The sequence below is a fragment of the Nonomuraea fuscirosea genome (genome assembly GCF_003001935.1).
Classification (GTDB): domain Bacteria; phylum Actinomycetota; class Actinomycetes; order Streptosporangiales; family Streptosporangiaceae; genus Nonomuraea; species Nonomuraea fuscirosea.
Genome location: NZ_PVNG01000002.1, coordinates 516,175 through 533,587, shown reverse-complemented (window position 1 = coordinate 533,587; position 17,413 = coordinate 516,175). Strand labels below are relative to the sequence as shown.

15 protein-coding genes are annotated in these 17,413 nt (G+C 71.8%); 10 read left to right on the top strand and 5 right to left on the bottom strand.

Annotated features, from left to right (window positions below; all coding sequences use genetic code 11):
- Positions 1-143 precede the first annotated feature (143 nt).
- Positions 144-1,310: a coiled-coil domain-containing protein gene (locus tag B0I32_RS05940; protein WP_106235660.1), complete on the top strand. Its 1,167-nt coding sequence runs from the start codon at positions 144-146 to the stop codon at positions 1,308-1,310.
- Positions 1,311-1,353: 43 nt separating this feature from the next.
- Here the strand turns inward: B0I32_RS05940 and B0I32_RS59660 are convergent, their stop codons facing one another.
- The gene (locus B0I32_RS59660; protein ID WP_245955626.1) at positions 1,354-1,500 is read right to left on the bottom strand and encodes a hypothetical protein; all 147 of its coding nucleotides are present in this window, start codon (positions 1,498-1,500) and stop codon (positions 1,354-1,356) included.
- On the opposite strand from B0I32_RS59660, the gene B0I32_RS05935 reads away from it, so the two are divergent.
- The 6 genes from B0I32_RS05935 to B0I32_RS05910 are packed head-to-tail and all read left to right on the top strand — an operon-like array spanning position 1,490 to position 8,350.
- On the top strand, positions 1,490-3,433 hold the full coding sequence (locus B0I32_RS05935; protein ID WP_245955625.1) for a serine/threonine-protein kinase: 1,944 nt from the start codon (positions 1,490-1,492) through the stop codon (positions 3,431-3,433). The genes B0I32_RS59660 and B0I32_RS05935 overlap by 11 nt on opposite strands.
- Positions 3,434-3,459: 26 nt before the next feature.
- Entirely contained in the window at positions 3,460-4,251 is a 792-nt protein-coding gene (locus tag B0I32_RS05930) for a protein phosphatase 2C domain-containing protein (RefSeq protein WP_245955624.1), read from the top strand.
- Complete coding sequence (locus B0I32_RS05925; RefSeq protein ID WP_106235655.1) at positions 4,244-5,533, top strand: vWA domain-containing protein; 1,290 nt, start codon at positions 4,244-4,246, stop codon at positions 5,531-5,533. Before B0I32_RS05930 ends, B0I32_RS05925 begins: the two co-directional genes overlap by 8 nt.
- Complete coding sequence (locus tag B0I32_RS05920; RefSeq protein ID WP_106235653.1) at positions 5,533-6,195, top strand: FHA domain-containing protein; 663 nt, start codon at positions 5,533-5,535, stop codon at positions 6,193-6,195. The genes B0I32_RS05925 and B0I32_RS05920 overlap by 1 nt, the downstream gene beginning before the upstream one ends.
- Positions 6,196-6,197: 2 nt before the next feature.
- Positions 6,198-7,550: a hypothetical protein gene (locus B0I32_RS05915; RefSeq protein WP_425438086.1), complete on the top strand. Its 1,353-nt coding sequence runs from the start codon at positions 6,198-6,200 to the stop codon at positions 7,548-7,550.
- Positions 7,547-8,350: a glutamate ABC transporter substrate-binding protein gene (locus B0I32_RS05910; protein WP_106235650.1), complete on the top strand. Its 804-nt coding sequence runs from the start codon at positions 7,547-7,549 to the stop codon at positions 8,348-8,350. The genes B0I32_RS05915 and B0I32_RS05910 overlap by 4 nt, the downstream gene beginning before the upstream one ends.
- Before the next feature lie 98 nt (positions 8,351-8,448).
- Here the strand turns inward: B0I32_RS05910 and rpoD are convergent, their stop codons facing one another.
- Both rpoD and dnaG read right to left on the bottom strand, forming a co-directional pair.
- Positions 8,449-9,552 carry an RNA polymerase sigma factor RpoD gene (gene rpoD, locus B0I32_RS05905; RefSeq protein WP_393264463.1) on the bottom strand — a complete coding sequence of 368 codons (1,104 nt, stop codon included), beginning with the start codon at positions 9,550-9,552 and terminating at the stop codon, positions 8,449-8,451.
- Between the two features lie 480 nt (positions 9,553-10,032).
- Positions 10,033-11,874 (bottom strand): DNA primase, encoded by a 1,842-nt coding sequence (dnaG, locus tag B0I32_RS05900; RefSeq protein WP_106235647.1) that lies wholly within the window; start codon positions 11,872-11,874, stop codon positions 10,033-10,035.
- A gap of 183 nt (positions 11,875-12,057) precedes the next feature.
- Here dnaG and B0I32_RS05895 point away from each other — a divergent pair, with 183 nt between their 5' ends.
- The 3 genes from B0I32_RS05895 (at position 12,058) to B0I32_RS05885 (ending at position 14,882) form a co-directional block, all read left to right on the top strand.
- The gene (locus tag B0I32_RS05895) at positions 12,058-12,975 is read left to right on the top strand and encodes a M23 family metallopeptidase (protein ID WP_181307056.1); all 918 of its coding nucleotides are present in this window, start codon (positions 12,058-12,060) and stop codon (positions 12,973-12,975) included.
- A 75-nt stretch (positions 12,976-13,050) separates the two neighbouring features.
- A complete protein-coding gene (locus B0I32_RS05890) occupies positions 13,051-13,875 on the top strand; it encodes a helix-turn-helix transcriptional regulator (protein ID WP_245955623.1) in 825 nt (274 codons plus the stop codon).
- A gap of 44 nt (positions 13,876-13,919) precedes the next feature.
- The gene (locus tag B0I32_RS05885) at positions 13,920-14,882 is read left to right on the top strand and encodes a quinone oxidoreductase family protein (protein WP_181307054.1); all 963 of its coding nucleotides are present in this window, start codon (positions 13,920-13,922) and stop codon (positions 14,880-14,882) included.
- Between the two features lie 31 nt (positions 14,883-14,913).
- Here B0I32_RS05885 and B0I32_RS05880 read toward each other — a convergent pair whose 3' ends face one another.
- Together B0I32_RS05880 and B0I32_RS05875 are read right to left on the bottom strand one after the other, a co-directional pair.
- Complete coding sequence (locus B0I32_RS05880; protein WP_181307052.1) at positions 14,914-16,071, bottom strand: NAD(P)/FAD-dependent oxidoreductase; 1,158 nt, start codon at positions 16,069-16,071, stop codon at positions 14,914-14,916.
- Between the two features lie 114 nt (positions 16,072-16,185).
- The gene (locus B0I32_RS05875) at positions 16,186-17,406 is read right to left on the bottom strand and encodes a deoxyguanosinetriphosphate triphosphohydrolase (RefSeq protein WP_106235640.1); all 1,221 of its coding nucleotides are present in this window, start codon (positions 17,404-17,406) and stop codon (positions 16,186-16,188) included.
- Between the last annotated feature and the right edge of the window lie 7 nt (positions 17,407-17,413).

The window sequence follows — 17,413 nt, the reverse complement described above, 5'->3', positions numbered from 1 at the left end:
AGGCGAGGCAGGGTTAGATCAGGGACAAGTCAGGGGTCACCCCGAGCCAAAGGAACTAAAGCCCTCAAACCCGCCGTTGAGGCGGTATAAACGGGGCAGCGGGGGGCCTCTTCACGGGGAGCGTGATGAGCCTGGGACCACCAATGAGCAGGGAGGGCGCCGAGCACGCGCTGCGCGCTCGGGCCGACGAACGTGACCGGATCTCCGGCGACCTGCTCGATCTCGAATCCCACACCACCTACCAGTTGCTGCGGGGCGCCTCCTTACGCGGGGCGACCGAGCGGCGCTGGGCCGCCGCGCAGGAGGCGCTGTCCGGGTTGTGGGCGCTGAACGACGCCTACCGCGCCGTGCTGCGCGACGCCGAGCAGCTCAGGGCCTCCCGGCCCCGGCTCGGCGCCGACCAGCTCGCCCGGCTCACCGAGCTGCTGGCGGGCCCGTCCGTGGTGCTGCGTGCCGCCGCCAAGCCGGTCGAGCAGCGTTCGCTGCTCCCGCAGGCGGACGCGCGCCTGACGCTCGACGAGACCGTGACCCGGATGGACGCCGCGTTCCGCGAGGTCACGGCCGCGCTGAACGAGATCGACGCGGTGTGGAACGCCGTGCTGCCTCGCCTCGACGACGCCGAGGCCCGCCTGCGCCGGATCCGCGAGCTGGAGAGCCTGCTGGGCGAGACCTCCGACCTGGCCGCCCAGGAGGCGGAGCTGAAGCGGATGCGCGCGGCGGCGGTCGAGGACCCGCTGGGCCCCTCCGTCGTGCAGGACCTCGACCGGGTGACCCGGCTGCTGGCCGGCTCGCTGGCGGAGGTCGAGCTGGCGATCGTGGTCAAGGACGAGTACGCCGGGCGCAGGGAGGAGCTGGTGGCCGCGCTCGACCGGGTGCGGGCCGCCGAGAGCGAGACCCGGCTGGCCCACGGCTCGGTCGTGGTCAAGATCGCCCTGCCGCCGCAGGCCCAGCCGCGCAGCAGGGTCGAGGCGCTGGCCGGTGAGCTGGACGCGCTCGACGCCTCCGCCGATCCGTGGGTGCTGCGGGCCAAGCGGCTGTCGGCCCTGGAGGGCGAGACCCGCAGGGTCGCCGACCAGGCGCGGGCCACCGCCAAAGCGCTTTACGGCCTCGTCGGCAGGCGCGACGAGTTACGCGGCCGGCTCGGCGCCTGCCAGGCGATGGCGGTGCGCAAGGGCCTGGCCGAGGACCCGGCGACCTCGGAGCTGTACGAGCGGGCGCGGGTGCTGCTGTGGAGCGCCCCCTGCGATCTGACGAGGGCGGCCGAGGCCGTCGAGAACTACCAGCGCGCGATTTCCGGAGGTAGGCGATGACCCGCTGCGCGCAGCCCGGCTGCACAGGGACGATCGAGGAGGGCTACTGCGACCAGTGCGGGAACGCGGCGAGCCCGTCACCGCTGCCGCCGTCGGCGCCGTCGTCGGTGCCCCTGCACACGCAGCCGGTGAGCAGATCGATGAGCTCCCCGTTGAGCAGCGGCAGGTCGCGGGCCGGGGTGCTGGCCACGATCGCCGACCTGCCGTCGGTCCCCTACCGCGACCCGTCCACCGCGGTGATGGCCAACCCCGAGGTGCCGGAGGAGAAGCGCCACTGCGCCAACCCCGACTGCGGGAAGCCGGTGGGCCGCTCGCGCGAGGGCCGCCCCGGGCTGACGGACGGGTTCTGCCCGCACTGCCGCACCCAGTTCTCCTTCGCCCCGAAGCTGGCCAAGGACGACCTGGTCGCCGGCCAGTACCGGGTGCTGGGCTGCCTGGCGCACGGCGGTCTCGGCTGGATCTACCTGGCCTCCGACGAGAACCTGGACGGCCGGTGGGTGGTGCTCAAGGGCCTGCTCAACACCATGGACGCCGAGGCGCTGGCGGCGGCCGAGGCCGAGCGGAAGTTCCTGACCACCGTCGACCACCCCAACATCGTCAAGATCTTCAACTTCCAGCGCTCGGCCGGCCTGGGCTACATCGTCATGGAGTACGTCGGCGGCCAGTCACTGCACGAGCTGCGCCGCCAGGGCCCGCTGCCGCTGCGCGAGGCCCTGATGTACGGCAGGGAGATCCTGCACGCCTTCGGCTACCTGCACGAGAACGGCCTGGTCTACTGCGACCTCAAGCCGGCCAACGTGATCAGGGTCGGCCGCCGGCTCAAGCTCATCGACCTGGGCGCGGTGCAGCCGTTCGGCTCGCCGGTGGGCTCGTCCTGGGTCACCGTCGGCTACCACGCCCCCGAGCTGGAGACGCAGCCGTCGTCGATCGCCTCCGACCTCTACACCGTGGCCAGGACACTGGCGGTGCTGGCGATCCAGGGGTTCAGCCCGGCCTCGGGCGGCGTGGCCAGCCCGTTGCCGGCCGACTGCGGGCATCCGTCGTTCACCCGGCTGCTGCGCAAGGCGACCGCGGCGAACCCCGCCGACAGGTTCCAGAGCGCGTGGGAGATGGAGGAGCAGCTCGTCGGCGTGCTGCGCGAGGTCAGCGCGCTGGAGAGCGGGGTGCCGCACCCGGCCCTGTCGACGTTGTTCGGGCCGGAGCGCACCGCCGTCGGGACGGCGCTGTCGCAGCGGGACGGCGAGGTGTTCGAGCCGCTGGACCCGATGGCGGTCGCCCGCGCGCTGCCGGTGCCCCTGGTGGATCCGACCGACCCGGCGGCCGGCGCGCTCGCCGGGCTGCTCGGCCGCGACGGCAAGGAATTACTGGACCAGGTCGCCGCGATGCCGGCGACTCCCGAGACGAAGCTCATGCGGGTCAGGCTGCTGGCCGAGTCGGGCGCGGCCGAGACCCCCGTCGCCCTGAACGAGCTGGACCGCGAGCTGCCGCGCGACTGGCGGCTCACCTGGTACCGCGGGGTGCTCGCGCTGACCACCGGGCAGGCGGACCAGGCGGTGTCGCTGTTCGAGGCGTGCCTGTCGCACCTGCCCGGCGAGACGGCGCCGAAGCTGGCGCTGGCCTTCGCGCTGGAGTGCGCGGGCAAGCCCGCCGCCCCCTGGTACGACCTCATCTGGCGCACCGACCACACCTACGTCAGCGCGGCGTTCGGGCTGGCCAGGACGGGCCGGATCGACGTGCTGGACGAGGTGCCCGCGTCGTCGGTCTACCGGGTGGCGGCGCAGGTGGCGCTGGCGGCCTCGGTGGTGCGCCGGGCCGACCTCAGCGTGCTGAGGCCGGACGAGCTCGTGGGCGCCGCCGACCGGGTCGCGAACCAGGCCGACCTCGACCCGCGCCGCCGCGACCTGCTCACGGCCGAGGTGCTGGGCGGGGCGCTGGCCTGGCTGGACGACAACCCGCCGCCGCAGGGTTCCGTGCGGCTGGCCGACGCGCCGTTCACCGAGCCGGGGCTGCGCAAACGGCTCGAATCCATCTATCGCAGGCTGGCCGTGGCGGCGGAGACGCGCCAGGAGCGGCACGCGCTGATCGACCAGGCCAATGCCGTACGACCGAGGACGTGGTTGTGATCTGTCCCGTTTGCGAGGCTCCCGTGGTGGCCGGAGACACGTACTGCGAGGCGTGCGGCCACGCGCTGGGCGCGCCCACCTGCTCCTCCTGCGGCGCGGCGGCCGTGGACGCGGAGGGCTACTGCGAGCGGTGCGGGCTGCGCCAGCCCACCGGCCGCGACCACGCCGAGATCGTGCTGCCCGGCGGCGCCGCGGCGGTGACCGACAAGGGCCTGCGGCGCAGCAGGAACGAGGACGCGGTGTCCCTGCTCGAAACCGGCGGAACCGTGGTGACCGTGGTCTGCGACGGCGTGGGCAGCTCACCCAGGGCCGACGAGGCCTCCGCGGTGGCGGTGGAGACCGCGGGCGCGGCGCTGGCCAGGGGCCTGCCGCAGGAGGAGGCGTTCGAGCTGGCCGGGCGGGCCGTGGCCAAGCTGGCGACGTCGCTGGACGACGCCCCGGCCTGCACGTACGTCTCGGCCGCGGTCGCGCGGGACGGCCGGGTCACGCTCGGCTGGGCCGGCGACACGCGGGCGTACCTGCTGCCCGGCGGCTCCCTGCTGACCGAGGACGACGTGGTGGAGACCGGCGAGATCACCGCCTGGCTCGGCGCCGACGCCGGCGACGTGGACCTGCACCTGCGCGCCTTCACCCCGGAGCGGCCGGGGATGCTGCTCGTCTGCAGCGACGGCCTGTGGCGCTATCTGGACGGCTACGCCTTCCCCGCCACCGGCACCCCCATCGAGATGGCCCGTGAGATGCTGCGCCACGCGCTGGACTCCGGCGGCCAGGACAACGTGACGATCGTTTTGATCCCCTTAGGAGAGTCGCATGGCTGACCAGCCCGTTTTCACGCTGAACGTCGACCAGAACAAGTACCTTCCGCTTGACGGCCGCGAAGTGCACGCCATTCTCACCGTCGGCTCCACCGGCGGCGCGACCGTGCAGGCGGCCCCGTCCGCCGAGGCGGCCGAAGTGATCATCATTGACACGTCCGGCTCGATGAGCGGCAGCAAGATCCGTGAGGCGCGGCAGGCGGCCGCGACCGCCGTGCGGACGCTGCGCGACGGTGTCTATTTCGCGGTGATCGCCGGTACGGAGTCGGCCAGGGTCGTCTTCCCCGGTGGCCACGCCAATCTGGTCAAGGCGAGCCCGGCCACCAGGGCCGAGGCGGAGCGCGCCATCAGCCGGCTGACCGCGCACGGCGGCACCGCGATGGGCGAGTGGCTCAAGCTGGCCGGTCACCTGCTGACCGCACATCCCTCGGCGATCAGGCACGCGCTGCTCATGACCGACGGGCAGAACAACGAGCGGCCCGAGGTGTTCGCCTCGGTGCTGGCGGGCTGGAGCGGCAAGTTCGTGGCCGACTGCCTGGGCGTCGGCGACGACTGGGTGCCCGCCGAGCTGCGCAAGGTGGCCGAGGCGCTGCTCGGCACGTTCGACTTCGTGCGCAACCAGGGCGACCTGCCCGAATACTTCCGCCGGCTCACGCAGACGTCGATGAGCAAGACGGTGGCCGACCTGTCGCTGCGGGTGTGGGTGCCGCAGACCGCGCGGCTGAAGTTCGTCAAGCAGGTCTCCCCCACGCTGCTCGACCTGACCGGCAAACGCACCGACGTCAATCCGCTGACCGGCGACTACCCCACCGGCTCCTGGGGCGCCGAGGAACGCGAATACCACATCTGCGTCGAGGTGCCGCCCGGGCAGGTCGGGCAGGAGATCAGGGCGGGCTGGGTCAAGCTCGTCCGCCCCGACACCCAGGAGACCGTGGCCTCCGGCAACGTGCTGGCCCAGTGGACCGACGACCTGGCGCAGTCCACCCGGATCAACAGGAAGGTCGCCCACTACACCGGCCAGGCGGAGCTGCACGAGCTGATCCAGGAGGGCCTCAACGCCCGCTCCGTCGGCGACGTCGACACCGCCACCGCCCGCCTGGCCAAGGCGCGGCAGATCGCCACCGACTCCGGCCGGGAGGACACCGCCAGGCTGCTGGAGCGGGTGGTGGAGGTCGACCCGGCCACCGGCACGGCCCGGCTGCGCAGGAACGTGGACAAGGCCGACGAGATCGAGCTGGACACCGGCTCCGTGCGGACGAGCCGGCTGCGTAAGGAAGGAAACTGATGGCGACCTGCCCGCAGGGGCACGCGTCGGGCGCCGACGACTACTGCGACACCTGCGGCGCCCAGATGGCCGGCCCGCCTCAGCCCGTGTCCCATCACTCCGCTCCCCCGCCCCAGCCCCAGCCCCAGGGAGCGGCTTCGGGGCCGGCCGCGGAGACCTGCCCCGTCTGTCAGACGCCGCGCGCAGGACAGTTCTGCGAGGTGTGCGGCCATGACTACAGCGGCAGCGGCTCCGCCGTCCCCCTGCCCGCGACGGGAGCGCGCTACGAGGCCGTCACCGGCGCCGACCGCACCTACTACGAGAAGGTCATCGCCGAGGGCGGTCCCGACGCCGCCGCGATGGCGTTCCCGCCGTACTGCCCCGAGCGCTCGTTCGCGCTGCACGGCGAGCAGGTACGCATCGGCCGGCGCAGCCGGGCCAGGAACGCCGCCCCCGAGATCGACCTGACCGGGCCGCCCGAGGACCCGGGCGTCTCCCACCTGCACGCCGTGCTGCTGGGCCGGCCGGACGGCTCCTGGCTGCTGGTGGACCCCGGCTCGTCCAACGGCACCCAGCTGAACGGCCGGCCCCTCACGGTGAACGTCCCGGTCAGGATCGGCCCCGGCGACCGCATCCACCTCGGGGCGTGGACCGTGATCACGATCAGGGAGGGCACGCCGTGACCATGGTGCAGGTGCGCCCCGCCCCTGCGCCGGCGCGCCGGAGCGTGCCGGGCCGGATCCGCGTCATCTCCGGCATCACGGTCGCGTCGCTGGCCCTGCTCTTCGCCGCGCTCGCGGTCGGCAGTTCCAGCGCCCGCGACGGGCTGCGCGTCATCGGCCGCGACGCCGGCCCGCAGGTCGTCGCCTCCGCCGGCCTCTACCTCGCGCTGAGCGACATGGACGCGCAGGTCGCCAACCTGCTCGTGATCGGCAGGGACTACGGACCGCGGCGGGCCGAGGCGCTGAAGCAGTACGACGCGCGGCGGGTCGAGGCCCACCGGGCGCTGCTGGAGGCGTTCGAGCTGTCGGGCGACAACGAGGCCGAGCGCCAGACCGTCCGGTCGGTGCTCGACGGGCTCGGCCGCTACGAGCGGCTGGCCGGGCAGGCCCTGCTGCTGAACGACCAGGCGAATCACGCCGCCGGGCCGCCGCCGGACGACGTGGTGCGCACCTACCGCACCGCCACCGACCTCATGCGGCTGGTACTGCTGCCGCAGGCGTACAACCTGACCCTGGAGAGCGGCACGATCGTGCGCCGCACCTACGACGAGAAGGCCCTCATGGTGCCGCTCGTGCGGGTCGCGGTCGCGGTGGCCGGGCTGGTCGCGCTGGGCTGCCTGATCTGGCTGCAGGTCTTCCTGGCCCGGCGCTTCCGCCGGGTCTTCGGGCCGGCGCTGATGGCGGCCACGGTGACGACCGCGGTGGCGATGATCTTCGGCGTGAACGTGCTCAGCCAGGACGAGCGGGCCCTGCGCACGGCCAAGTCGGACGGGTTCGACTCGGTGCTGACGCTGGCCAGGGCGCGGGCGATCAGCAACAGCATGCAGGGCGACCAGAGCCGCTACCTGCTGGACAAGGAACGGGCCGACACCTACGAGCACACGTATCTGGACAAGTCGCTGTCGGTCGTCTACTACGAGGCGGGCAACCTGAGCACCTACCACCAGCAGGTGTCCAGCGGCACGACGGGAGGTCTCGGCATGCTGGGGCCTGAGCTCGTCGGCCGGGACGGCGCGAAGGTGATGCGGGCGTACCAGGACTTCCAGCGCGCCGACGCGGCCTTCCGCCGGCTCGTCACGGACGGCCGGGCCAACGAGGCGGTCGCCGAGCGGCTCGGCCGGACCATGACCGCGTTCGGCTCCTACGACCAGGCGCTGCAGTCCATGGCCAAGTCGCACGAGCAGGTGTTCGAGCGGGCGATCGGCACCGGCGAGAACGCGCTGGACAACCTGTGGCGGCTGATGCCGTTCGCCATCGGCGCGATCGGGCTGCTGGTGATCGCCGGGGTGTGGCCACGACTCAAGGAGTACCGGTGAAGCGGGTGCTGGCAGTGGCGCTGGTCCTGGTCGCCCTGGCGGCCGCGGGCTGCGGGATGAGCGGGCGCGAGTCGATCCTGGACAAGGACGAACTCGTCATCGGGGTGCGTACGGACCTGCCCTCGGTCGGGTTCCGCGCGGGCGGCAAGTTCGACGGCTTCGACGTGGACGTGGCCCGTTACGTGGCCGGCCGGCTGGGCAAGGAGGTCTCCTTCCTGGGCGTGCTGGCCGCCGACCGGGAGAAGGTGCTCACCCAGGGGCGGGCCGACCTGGTGGTGGCCACGTTCACGATCGACCAGGACCGTAAGCAGCGGGTGCTGTTCGCGGGGCCGTACCACGTCTCGTACCAGGACATCCTCACCCGGCGCGACGACACGATCTCGAACGTGCGCGATCTCAAGGGCCGGAAGATCTGCGAGGTGCAGGGCGCGAACGCGGCCAAGCGAGTCGTCGAGGAACGCGGGGTGGCGGCGCAGGTCGTGCCGTTCCCCGACTACAAGAGGTGCCTGGCGGCGCTGAAGGACCGGCAGGTGGACGCGGTCACCACCAACGACGTCATCCTGGCCGGGCTGGCCGCCGAGGACGGCTCGGGGCTGCGGCTGGCCAACGCGCAGTTCAACGAGCAGCGCTCGGGGATCGGGATGGCCAAGGGCGACGTGGCCGGATGCGAGGCGGTGAACCGGGCGATCACCGACATGTACCAGAGCGGGACGGCGAAGAAGCTGCTGGACAAGTGGTTCGGCAAGTCCGGGCTGGATCTGTCCACGATCGCGGTGCCGCAGTTCGAGGGCTGTTCGTGACCACTCGCCGGTGACAGGGGAAGCGGAAAGGGGACGGCGGTGGCCGTCCCCTTTCCTCGTGATCGGTCCCGTCTCCTCGTGATCAGTCGCGGCGGCGGTCAGTCCAGGTAGTCGCGCAACATCTGCGCCCGCGTCGGGTGGCGGAGCTTGGCCAGGGTCTTCGACTCGATCTGGCGGATGCGCTCCCGCGTGACGCCGAACTCCCTGCCCACCTCCTCCAGCGTGCGCGGATGCCCGTCGGCCAGGCCGAACCTGAGCTGGATGATGCGCTGCTCGCGGTCCGACAGCGTGGCCAGGATGTCGTCGAGCTGATCCTGCAGCATGATGAAGGCCGCGGCCTCCATGGGCACGACGGCGTCGGCGTCCTCGATGAAGTCACCGAGGTCGGAGTCCTCCTCACCGATCGGCGACTGCAGCGAGACCGGCTCCTGGGCGATGCGCTGGATCTCCACCACCCGATCGACGGGGAGATCCATCTCCTTGGCGATCTCCTCCGGGATCGGCTCGCGGCCGAGATCCTGGTGGAGCTGGCGCTGCACCCTGACGAGCTTGTTGATGGTCTCCACCATGTGCACGGGGATGCGGATCGTCCGCGCCTGGTCGGCGATGGCCCGGGTGATCGCCTGACGGATCCACCAGGTCGCGTAGGTGGAGAACTTGTAGCCCTTGGTGTAGTCGAACTTCTCCACGGCCCGGATGAGCCCGAGGTTGCCCTCCTGGATCAGGTCCAGGAACAGCATGCCGCGGCCGACGTAGCGTTTGGCGATCGACACCACGAGCCTGAGGTTGGCCTCGATCAGCCGTTGTTTGGCCCGGGTGCCCTGCCAGACGAGCTCCCTGAACTCCGGGAAGGCCAGACGCGAGACCCCGTTGGCCAGCTTGTCCTCGGCGAACAGGCCGGCTTCGATCGACTTGGCGAGCTCCACCTCCTCCTCGGCGGTCAGCAGCGGCACCCGGCCGATCTCGCGCAGATAGATCCGGACGAGATCACTGGTCGGCGCCCGCTTGCCTACGTCTTCCTCATCGGCGCGGGAGGTCTCCTCGTCGCCCTGGGGCTCGAGGACCTCCACACCGTTCTCGGCGAGCATCCGCACGACGCGTTCCAGCGCGTCGGACGGCAACTCGGATCGGTCAAGCGCGGCTGCGACGTCATCGACGGTTACGCTCCCGCGCTCCCTTCCCTTCGCGACGAGGTCCGCCACCTGATCTACCGATGGCGGCCCGCTTGGCAGCACCGATGCACCCACGGGAGACAGTCTGCAGTATTGGTTCCATCAAATGGCAGACCCATTTTTGTCACCGAAGGTAAGACGATCGTCCTTACCGAATTGAGATCGCAATAAGGTTTAGCCTGAGTTTGATCAGGAAAGTAAAGTCAATTACGCGGTCTGGATTCACGCGCCCGGCGACACCCCCCGGTCGGACGCCGCCGTTCCGCTGCCCCGACGTGGCCGTCCGTCGCCCGTCGCGGATTGTGGACCGGGCCAAGTTTCCGGGTCTACCACCCTGAATTGCGGTCGCGATCGCGTCCTAACTGTTACCAAACGCGAGTGATGAGACGGCACGACAGAGCCGTTCCGGCGTCGGCTCGGAGGCGCGGAAGCGGCGGTCCGGAGGCGCGGAAGCGGCGGCCTGGAGGCACGCCAGTAGCTCCCTGGAGGCGCGGCAGCGGCGGTCGCGGGTCAGCTGCCGGCGGCGCGGTCGCGCAGGACGCGGCGCTGCTGCTCCAGCGCCACCAGCTCCCCGAACAGCTTGTTGTACTCCTGCTGCTCCTCCACCGGGTTGAGCCGCTGGATCCGCGACTTGACCTGCGCGATGGCCCGATCGACCGCGATGGCCTCGATGGCGGCCAGCATCGCGCCGGCGTAGCGCTCCTCGGCGTGGGCGTCGGCCTGGATCGGGTCCACCGCGAAGCGGGTCACCAGCGCCCGCGCCCCCTCCTCGTGCGCGTGCTCCAGCAGGCGGTCCACCCACTCGCGGCCGCCGTGCCCGGCCGCCGCGAGCCCGCCCGCGGCGGCGATGACCTTGTGCAACGCCACGTGCTCGACGGCGGTGAACGCCTGCGCGTCGAGCGCGTCGAAGCGGGGCCCGATCAGCGCGGGGCGCTGCACGGCCAGCTTGAGCAGCTCGCCCTCGACCCGCACGCCCGGGTCGTGCGGGGCCGCCTTGGGGGCCTGCCTGCGGCGGCCCTGCTGGGTGCCGGACACCTCGGAGATGCGCTGCATGACGAAGCGCTCGTCCATGAACCCCAGCCACCGGTCCAGGTCGATGGCGTAACGCTTGCGCAGCCCCACGTCCTTGATGCCGGCCACGATCGGCGCGGCGGCGTCGAGCGCGGCGATCTTGCCCTCGTTGCTGCGCAGGTCGTAGCGGGAGATCGTGCTCCTGATCGCGAACTGGAAGAGCGGCTCGCGGCTGGCGATCAGATCGCGCACGGCCGCGTCGCCCTGCTTGACGCGCAGATCGCACGGGTCGAGCCCGTCGCCCTGCACCGCCACGTAGGTCTGCGTGACGAACTTCTGCTCGTCGGCGAACGCGCGCAGCGCCGCCTTCTGCCCGGCGGCGTCGCCGTCGAAGGTGAAGATGACCTCGCCGCGGAATTCGGCCTGATCGAGCAGGAACCGGCGCAGGATCTTGATGTGCTCCTCGCCGAAGGAAGTGCCGCAGGTGGCCACGGCGGTCGGCACGCCGGCGAGATGGCAGGCCATCACGTCGGTGTATCCCTCGACGATCACGGCCTGCGCGCGCTTACTGATCTCCCGCTTGGCAAGATCAATTCCATAAAGGACCTGGCTCTTCTTGTAAAGCGGAGAGTCAGGCGTATTCAAGTATTTCGGACCGTCGTCGGAATCAAGCAACTTGCGCGCGCCGAAGCCGATCACATCGCCGGTGGCGTCCCTGATCGGCCAGATCAGCCGCCCGCGGAACCGGTCGATCGGGCCGCGCCGCCCCTCCCTGACCAGACCGCCTTTCACCAGCTCGTCGGCGCTGAAGCCGCGGCCCAGGAGATGGCGGGCCAGCGCCTCCCACTCGGCCGGCGCGTAGCCGACCCCGAACGTCTCGGCGTCGGCCCGCTCGAACCCGCGCTCCGACAGGAAGCGCCGCCCCACCGCCGCGTCCGGCGACATCAGCTTGTCGGCGTAGAACTCAGCCGCCGCCCGGTGCGCCTCGATCAGCCGGGCCCGCTCGCCGTGGTCGCGCCGGGGCACGTAGCCGCCCTGCTCGTACTGGAGCTGGATGCCGGCCCGCTGCGCCAGCCGCTCGACGGCCTCGCCGAACGACAGATGCTCGATCTTCTCGACGAACGTGATCACGTCGCCGCCCTCGGAGCAGCCGAAGCAGAAGTACATCCCCCGCTCGGGGGTGACGTTGAACGACGGGCTCTTCTCGTCGTGGAACGGGCACAAGCCCTTGAGGTTGCCCCCTCCGGCGCTGCGCAACTGGATGTGCTCGCCGATCACGTCGGCGATGGGGGAGCGCTCGCGTACGAGTGCGATGTCGACATCACGGATCCGGCCAGCCACGCCGGGAAGTCTATTCCGCCCCACCGACGGTTCCCGACCGACCGGGTGTCCCCGGTATCGGGAGCGGGGAGGTAGCCCACGGTTACCTTGCGGCTGCTAAAGGGGGAAAGCGGCCATGCGGGGGCTCCCGGTCGGCTACAAAGGTAAAGGTTGTCGGTGGAAACGGTGACACGGGTGGAGAACATGCGATCGGGGCATATCGGACGATGGGCGGCCGTCACGGGCGCTGTGCTGCTGACCGGCGCCTGCACCCAGGCCACCGGGCTGGCGGGCATCGGCGCCGGGGCCGGAGCAGGGGCCGGATCGCCCTCCACGGTCGCCGTCTCGGGGACCCCTTCGGCCACCGCCACGACCCCGAGCCCTACTCCCCAGCCGCAGGCGGCCGAGCAGCCGCCCCAGGGCGACGACCCGGTGAACGTCCCGCCGCCGAAGCTGTCGAAGTACAGTTACGCCTTCCCGGTGAAGGGCTGCAAGACCACCTACCAGCGCAAGCTGCTCGTGCTGCCCAAGACGACGATCTGGGCGCCGCAGGGCTGCTCGTTCGTGTCGCCCGTCGAGGGCGTCGTGGACGAGGTGAACAACCAGGACAGGTGGCAGCCGGGCACCGACGCGGGCGCCGACCGCGAGGGCAGGTTCGTCACGATCATCGGTGACGACGGCGTACGGTACCTGGGCGGCCACCTCGACTCGATCGCCGACGGCGTCAAGCCCGGGGCCAAGGTCAAGAAGGGCCAGGTGCTGGGACGGGTGGGCCGCTCGGGCAACGCCCGCGACACCGGGTCCAACCTCTACTTCGCGATCTCGTGGAAGACCGGCCCGGCCTTCTGGTGGGTGCGCAGGGGCATGGTCGAGCCGTGGGACTACCTCGACGCCTGGAAGAAGGGCAACCGCACGTACTCGCCGCGCGAGGAGACGATGAAGCTGCGCGGCAAGCTGGGCGAGACGCCGCCCTGCTCCGTGCAGTGCGTGTCGCGGCAGGCGACGCCGCAGAGCAGCAAGCCCACCAAGACGCCGAGGCCGCGCAGGAGCTCCGACAGTGACGCCGACCGCAGCCCGACGGCGACGGACCCCCTGACCGACAGCGGCGTCACGGCCGGCTGAGCAGGGCGAGCGGGCGCGCCGGTCGTGCGGCGGGGGTGCGGCGAGGGCCGTCCCGGGGCCGCGTAGGGTGTGCTGGTGACTGCCAGCCGCCGTGACCAGCTCAAGGAGTTCCTGCGGGCCAAGCGGGAAGCGCTCACGCCGGCCGAGGTCGGCATGCCCGCCGCGGGGCGCCGCCGCACTCCCGGACTGCGCCGGGAAGAGGTGGCGGTGCTCGCCGGGGTCGGGGTGTCCTGGTACACCTGGCTGGAGCAGGGGCGCGACATCAAGGTCTCCGACGCCGTGCTGGACGCGATCGCCCGCGCGCTGCGGCTCGACGAGGCCGAGCGGGCGCACCTGTACGTGCTCGCCGGGCTGAATCCACCGGACCCCGCGGGCCGCCCCGGCGCGCCGGTGAGCGAGCAGCTGCGCGCGGTGCTGGCGGCGTGGATGCCCCAACCGGCCCACGTCCTGGACCGGCACTACAACCTGGTGGCGATGAACGACGCGGCCAGACGGGTGTTCGGGTTCGACGACGAGGTCCGCAACTGCATGGTGGCGTTCTTCACCCACCCCACCTACCGCGGCAGGTTCACCGAGTGGCACGAGTTCGCCCCGGACATGGTGGCCGACTTCCGTGCCGGCGCGGCCCGGTACCCCGACGATCCGGTCTTCGGGCGGATCGCAGCGGAGCTGTGCGCGGCCAGCGCGGACTTCGCCGGGTTGTGGGCGCGGCCGGACGTCCGTTCCCGCTCGCAGGGAATCAAGGCGATCACCCACCCCGAGGCCGGGGACCTCACCTTCGAGTACTCGCTGCTGCGCCTGCCGGATCGCGCGGACCTCAACGTGGTGCTGCACACGCCACTCCCCGGCACCGGCACCAAGGAGAAGGTGGAGAGCCTGGTGGTGGCACACCCAGGATGAGCTGACACTGCCGTGGCCGGCGTCGTCCCCGCACGATGGACGGCATGAGAGCGATCACGATCCCCCAATTCGGCAGCGCCGACGTCCTGCGTCTCGACGAGGTCGAGGTCCCCGAGCCCGGGCCGGGGCAGGTCTCCATCGACGTGGCCTACGCGGGCGCCAACTTCGCCGAGATCCTCTACCGGCGCGGTGTGGTGGACGTCCCGCTGCCGTTCGTACCCGGCATCGAGGTGTCAGGCCGCGTCAGGGCGCTCGGCCCCGGCGTCGAGGGGCTGCGCGCGGGCCAGCCGGTCGCCGCGCTGACGATCGTCGACGGCGGCGGCTACGCCGAGGTGGTGACCACCTCCGCCGACCTGGTGACGCCGCTGGACGGCTACGACCTCGACCTGGGCACCGCGGCCGCGCTGCCGTCCAACAGCGCCACCGCGTTCCTCGTGCTCGACCGGGTGGCCCGCATCGAACCGGGAGAGGACGTGCTGGTGCACGCCGCCGCCGGAGGCGTGGGCAGCCAGCTCGGTCAGGCCGCCCGGCTGCTGGGCGCGGGCCGCGTGGTGGGCGCCGTGGGCAGCCCGGCCAAGATCGAGGCGGCCAGGGCGTTCGGCTACGACGAGGTGGTCCTGCGCGAGCAGGTGGCCGGGGCCGGTCGATTCGACGTCGTGGTGGACATGGTCGGCGGCACGGCCCGCCGGAGCGGCCTGGACCTGCTCGCGCCGATGGGCCGGCTGGTGGTGATGGGCAACGCCTCCGGCGCCGAGGACGTCGGGATCTCGGCCGACGAGCTGTGGTTCGCCAACAGGACCGTCTCCGGGTTCAACCTGGCCGCGTTCTCCGCCGCGTTCCCGCAGGAGGCGGGCCGGGCGCTGCGCCGGGCCGTGGCCGCGGCCGCGAGCGGGGAGCTCCGGGTACGGGTCGAGTCGCTGCGGCTGGAGCAGGCCGCGCGGGCGCACCGTCGCATCGAGGCCGGCCGTACCACCGGCAAGCTCGTGCTCGAAGTCGAACGGAGCTGAGGCGTCCACGACGGCGTGCGCCGGCCCGCGCTCAGCCCGACGACAACTCCTTGGCGTCGACCTGGACCCCTGATCTGATCAGCTCCTGGATGCCGTCCACGACGTCCCAGGTGTTGACGTTCATGCCGGCGATCACCCGGCCGCCGCGCAGCCAGTAGACGATGAACTCCAGGCTCTCGGGGTCGCCCCGGTAGACGATCTCGTCGTGGCCCTCGATGTCGCCGGAGAACTCCATGCCCAGCTCGTACTGGTCGGTGAAGAAGTAGGGCAGCCGGTCGTGCACCACTTCCTGGCCCAGCATGGACCGGGCGGCCACGGGGCCGCCGTGCAGGGCGTTGGCCCAGTGCTCGACGCGGAGATGGCGGCCGTACACCGGGTGCAGGAACTCGGCCACGTCGCCGGCCGCGTACACGTCGGGGTGCGAGGTGCGCAGGGAGGCGTCGGTGCGGATGCCCTGGCCGACGTCGAGGCCCGCGTTACGGGCCAGACCGACCTCAGGCGCCGCCCCGATGCCGGCCACGACCAGGTCGGCGCTCAGCCGCTCACCGGAGCTGAGCCGCACGCCGTCCTCGGTGATCTCCGCCGCGGCGATGCCGAAGCGCAGGTCCACGCCCTTGCTCGCGTGCAGGCGGGCGAAGAGGGCGCCGAGCTCGGGGCCGAGCGCCCGGTTGAGCGCGGTGGGCTCGGGCTCGACGACGGTGACAGCGCAGCCGGCCGCGCGCGCCGCGGCGGCGGTCTCCAGGCCGATCCAGGACGCGCCGACGACCAGCACGGAGCCGCCCTCGGCGAAGCGCCGCCGCAGCGCCTCGCTGTCCGCCACGGTACGCAGGTAGTAGGCGGGCCCCGGCAGCCGTCTGGGCACGGCGCCGGTGGCGATGAGCAACTTGTCGTACGGCTGCCGGGAGCCGTCCCCGAGCCGCACCACGTGGTGCTCCAGCTCGATTGTGGTGACCGGCGTGCCGAGCCGCAGATCCACGCCGTTGCCCGCGTACCAGTCGGGGGCGTGGACGAAGATGTCGTTCCGCTCGCTCCTGCCCTGGAGGTACTCCTTGGACAGGGGTGGTCTCTCGTAGGGCCGTTCGCTCTCCGCGCCGATCAGCACGATCTCGCCGTCGAAGCCCTCTTCCCGCAGTGTCTGCGCCGCCTTGGCCCCGGCCAGCCCGGCACCGACGATCACATATGTGGCCATGGGCGCAGTATCCGCCCGGCGGGGGTCCTCGCGAAAGCGGCTCGTCCCGGCGACCCCGGCTCGTTGACGAAGCCTTAACCAGAAGATCGGCCGGCGGGGCCCGTCCGGGATCGGTCAGCGGGAGAGACGGCGGTGCCAGGTCACCGCCGAGGTGTCGGTGAGCGAGGCGATCTGGTCGATCACCACGCGCACGCGGGCGGCGTCGTCCGGGGCCTCCAGGAAGGCGGGCCTGAAGGCGGGTTCGAGGGTGCCGGGCGCGCCGAGCGTGATCAGCGAGGCCAGCTCGGTGATGAGGTCGCGCTGCCTGGCCTGGTTGGCGTGGTGGTCCTCGGTGGTCATCACGTAGTGGGCGGTGACGCCCTTGAGCAGCGCGCACTCCAGCCTGGTGGCGTGCGGCACGACGAGGTCGGCGCGGTGCCGCGAGCCGTACACCTCCCTGGTGGCGGCCTGCGCGGACCTGCAGAAGCGGCCGATGAGGCCGCTGGTGAGGGCCTTGAGCCCGGCCAGGTCGGCGATCGTGGCGGCGAAGTGGCGCGGCCAGAGCGGGTCGTCGATCAGCTTGGCGAAGACCTCCTCCAGCTCGTTGAGGTCGGCGCCGGGGGCGTACCAGGTGCGGGTGATCTCGCACACCTGGGCGCGTTCGGCGGGCGACTGGAGCGCCTCGGGGGTGACGTGGCCGGAGTGCAGGGCGTCCTCCAGGTCGTGCACGGAGTAGGCGACGTCGTCGGCCCAGTCCATGATCTGCGCCTCGAAGCTCACCCGCCCGGCCGGCGCGCCCTCCCTGATCCACTCGAACACCGGCAGGTCGTCGTCGTACACGCCGAACTTGGGCGATTCGCGGCAGGTCCACGGATACTTCACGGAGGCGTCCAGGGCGGCGCGGGTCAGGTTGAGACCGGCGCTGCGCCCGTCCTCGGTCAGCACCTTCGCCTCCAGCCTGGTGAGCAGGCGCAGGCTCTGCGCGTTGCCCTCGAAGCCGCCGCACGAGCTCGACAACGCGTTGAGCGCCACCTCCCCGTTGTGCCCGAACGGCGGATGCCCCAGGTCGTGCGCCAGGCAGGCGGTCTCCACCAGGTCGGGGTCCACGCCGAGCGTGGCGCCCATCTCCCTGCCGACCTGGGCGCACTCCAGGGAGTGGGTCAGGCGGGTGCGGGGGATGTGCTGGCCGCCGCCGAGCGTCTCCCCCGGGCCGACGACCTGCGTCTTCGCGGCCAGTCTCCTGAGCGCGGCGCTGTGCAGCACGCGGGCACGGTCCCGCTCGAACGCGGACCGTTCCGGATTGCCGGGAAGTTCCGGAACCCAACGCTCTTGGTCATGCTCGTCGTAGTACGGCATCAGTGAA

Coding starts and splice junctions, on each gene's coding strand:
- B0I32_RS05940 (WP_106235660.1), top strand. CDS start 144: ATGAGCAGGGAGGGCGCCGAGCACGCGCTGCGCGCTCGGGCCGACGAA.
- B0I32_RS05925 (WP_106235655.1), top strand. CDS start 4,244: ATGGCTGACCAGCCCGTTTTCACGCTGAACGTCGACCAGAACAAGTAC.
- B0I32_RS05920 (WP_106235653.1), top strand. CDS start 5,533: ATGGCGACCTGCCCGCAGGGGCACGCGTCGGGCGCCGACGACTACTGC.
- B0I32_RS05915 (WP_425438086.1), top strand. CDS start 6,198: ATGGTGCAGGTGCGCCCCGCCCCTGCGCCGGCGCGCCGGAGCGTGCCG.
- B0I32_RS05895 (WP_181307056.1), top strand. CDS start 12,058: ATGCGATCGGGGCATATCGGACGATGGGCGGCCGTCACGGGCGCTGTG.
- B0I32_RS05885 (WP_181307054.1), top strand. CDS start 13,920: ATGAGAGCGATCACGATCCCCCAATTCGGCAGCGCCGACGTCCTGCGT.
- B0I32_RS05880 (WP_181307052.1), bottom strand. CDS start 16,071: ATGGCCACATATGTGATCGTCGGTGCCGGGCTGGCCGGGGCCAAGGCG.
- B0I32_RS05875 (WP_106235640.1), bottom strand. CDS start 17,406: ATGCCGTACTACGACGAGCATGACCAAGAGCGTTGGGTTCCGGAACTT.